The organism is Vibrio sp. D173a (genome assembly GCF_030248475.1).
The window spans coordinates 1-2918 of sequence record NZ_JAHGAH010000081.1; the positions used below are offsets into that span (position 1 = coordinate 1).

1 protein-coding gene and 1 pseudogene are annotated in these 2918 nt (G+C 42.4%); both read left to right on the plus strand.

All coding sequences use genetic code 11. From position 1 onward, the window contains the following. Positions 1–126: 126 nt before the first annotated feature. Positions 127–426, plus strand: a pseudogene (locus KIV40_RS09685) (GyrI-like domain-containing protein); the annotation flags it as partial. 207 nt (positions 427–633) lie between these two features. Then, a complete protein-coding gene (locus tag KIV40_RS09690; RefSeq protein ID WP_285348907.1) occupies positions 634–2757 on the plus strand; it encodes a TonB-dependent siderophore receptor in 2124 nt (707 codons plus the stop codon). Positions 2758–2918: the final 161 nt, after the last annotated feature.

The window sequence follows — 2918 nt, forward strand, 5'->3', positions numbered from 1 at the left end:
CAGCTAACATTTTCGTAGGTCAAACTGAAGCACCTCTAGTTGTTCGCCCATTCGTACCAAAAATGACTCAATCTGAGCTATTCGCGGTAATGTGTGGTGGTCTAGCATCTAAGATCAACACACCCTAATATCCGCTATTGGGCAGGGGTCGAACTTAAAGACGAAATCTCAATCCCTCAATTGCCAAGCATTATCTCTGATAAATTAGAGGTCTTATCCGTTCCTAAACAAACCTACGCAGTGGTTAAACACTGTGGCCCGATTGAGAATCTTCGATACACTCTGAGCTGGTTCGTACTTAATTGGTTGCCTAAATCTGGTTATCGAGGTGTCGACGGTTACGAACTTGAAGTGTACCCGTCAGCCTATAAATCTAATGCCGCAGATGCCGTCATGGAATACTGGGTGCCTATTATTAAATCGTAGTCATATCTTCTTTCTGCGTACTCCCTACAAAGCCTCTCAAACAATAAGGTTAATTGTATTTTTAATCATCAATTGACCTAACTCTTCTCAAAATTGGCCAAGTTCTTTTGGAATTTGCACCAAATTGTTAATTATCCCTTTTATAGATACACACAATGCAAATGAGATTTATTACTATTTAAGTTAAGCATTGGTACCGAGGGAATCATGACCACTCACGTTCGTTTTAAGTATTCATCACTGGCAGTTGCGTTGTTGACTGCATTTTCCACGCAGGTTTTAGCAGAAGAAGCTGTTACAGCGACAGATTCGAATATAGAAACTATCACTGTTTTAGGAAAAGCTTATCGTAATACCGCAACTAAGTCGGCTCTTGAGCCAGAAGAAACGCCTCAAGGTATTACCGTTATTGATGAAGAACAGTTAGAGCAGCGAGGTGTTCAATCTTTGAATCAAGCCCTTCGTTATGCACCGGGTGTTGTAACTGAAAACCGTGGTAGTTCGGTAGCCATGTTTGATTCGTACTCTATCCGTGGTTTTGCGACCAACAACGTTAACTACTACGATGGTCTTTCGCTTCAATTCTTAAATGGTTGGAACCTACAGCCACAGATTGACCCGATTGCAATGCAGCAAGTCGAGATCTTTAAAGGACCAACCTCTGTACTTTATGGTGCAATGCCCCCAGGTGGTATGGTGAATATGATCGCGAAAGCCCCGCAAAATGAGCAATCCACTAAGGTTGGCGTTGCGACGGGGTCACGTAATTTGCAGGAAGCTTCTATCGATACCACTGGTCAGTTTGGGGACAGTGATTTTTCTTACCGTTTGATCGCGCTTGCTCGTAAACAAGATAGCCAAGTTGATAATGCAGAAGAAGAGCGATACCTAATTGCTCCCTCAGTGGATTGGCAAGCAACTGACAGTACATTAGTTAACTTTAACCTTTACTACCAAAAAGATCCTTCAATGGGCATTAACTCGGCAATGCCATTAGATGTTCTGAAAGTAAGCGATCCATCCGTTTCGATGGGTGATAAGAATTGGAATACGTTGGAACGTGAAGTGTTGATGGTTGGTTATAAGATTAACCATGACTTCAATGATAAATGGACATTCTTACAGAATGCTCGTTACACCGATGCGTCTCTATATCAAGAGAACACTTATCATGTGAGTTACGACCCAAGAACGCCGAACCAGCTGGATCGTTATTTGTATTCAACGGATGAGAGTTTCAAAGGCTTTGTTATTGATAACCAGTTGAGCGGCATCATCAATGTTGGGTCTGTCGAACACAATCTATTGCTTGGTCTAGATTACCAAGACTTAGACGGTAATGTTAACTACTCGTCTTACATTGCGAATGGCAGTGGCTTTAATAGCTTTGATCCATTGAACCCTAACAATGATCTGTTAGATCGTAGCGATGTAACTAAAACAGGTGAATATCTAGATGACACAACATCAAGCCAACTGGGCTTTTACCTGCAAGACCAAATCCGTTTAGATGCATTAGTACTGATTGCTGGCGCACGATTTGACCATTACAAATCAGAGAGTGATTACTACGCGCATGAATCTGATCATAAACAGTTTACTTACCGCTTAGGGGCTCTGTATCAGTTTGACAATGGGTTAGCACCTTTTGCTAGTTACGCGACGAGCTTTGAACCAGCGCCGGGTGTTGATAAGGCTGGTAATGAGTTTGACCCAGAGACAGCACAGCAAGCAGAGATTGGTGTGAAATACCTGTCTGATGATATGTCGAAAGAAGCAACGGTTTCTCTATTCCATATTGTGAAAGAAGACATGTTGATGACAGACCCAACCAACGTTTATGGCCCAAGAATCCAAGTGGGTGAAGTGGTATCGCAAGGTGCAGAGCTATCAGGACGTTGGTTCGCGACCGAGAACTTCGATATTACTGCTGCATATACGTATGTTGACATGGAAATTACGGAAGACTCTAACAATGGTTTAGAAGGTACGACGCCAATTTATGTACCTGAACACACAGCTAACATGTGGGCAAACTACAACGTGTTTAACGGCATGCTAGCGGGCTCTCGATTCAGCGTAGGTGCTCGTTACGTTGGTGAAATGCAAATGGATGCGAGTAATACACAAGGTAAAGTTCCGTCTTACACGGTGGTTGATTTGTCTGTAGGTTACGACTTAGGGGCAGCCAGTGATGCGCTATCTGGTGCAACAGCGAACCTAGCCGTGAACAATATTTTCAACGAAGAGTATTACGCGTGTTATGACCAATCGAACTGTTGGTTCGGTGCAGAGCAATCTGTCGAGCTTAGTGTGAACTATGAGTTCTAACTAGGTTAGGAATATCACTACTAAAGCAGCCTTAATTCGGCTGCTTTTGTTGTTTGAACAAATATCGAATTTAGATTAAGTAGGCAAATATATGAGCTTAAAATCAATCGCTTCCCATTTTTCTAAAGCAAAAAATTTGAATACAGAAGTGGACCCCAATG

Coding starts and splice junctions, on each gene's coding strand:
- KIV40_RS09690 (WP_285348907.1), top strand. CDS start 634: ATGACCACTCACGTTCGTTTTAAGTATTCATCACTGGCAGTTGCGTTG.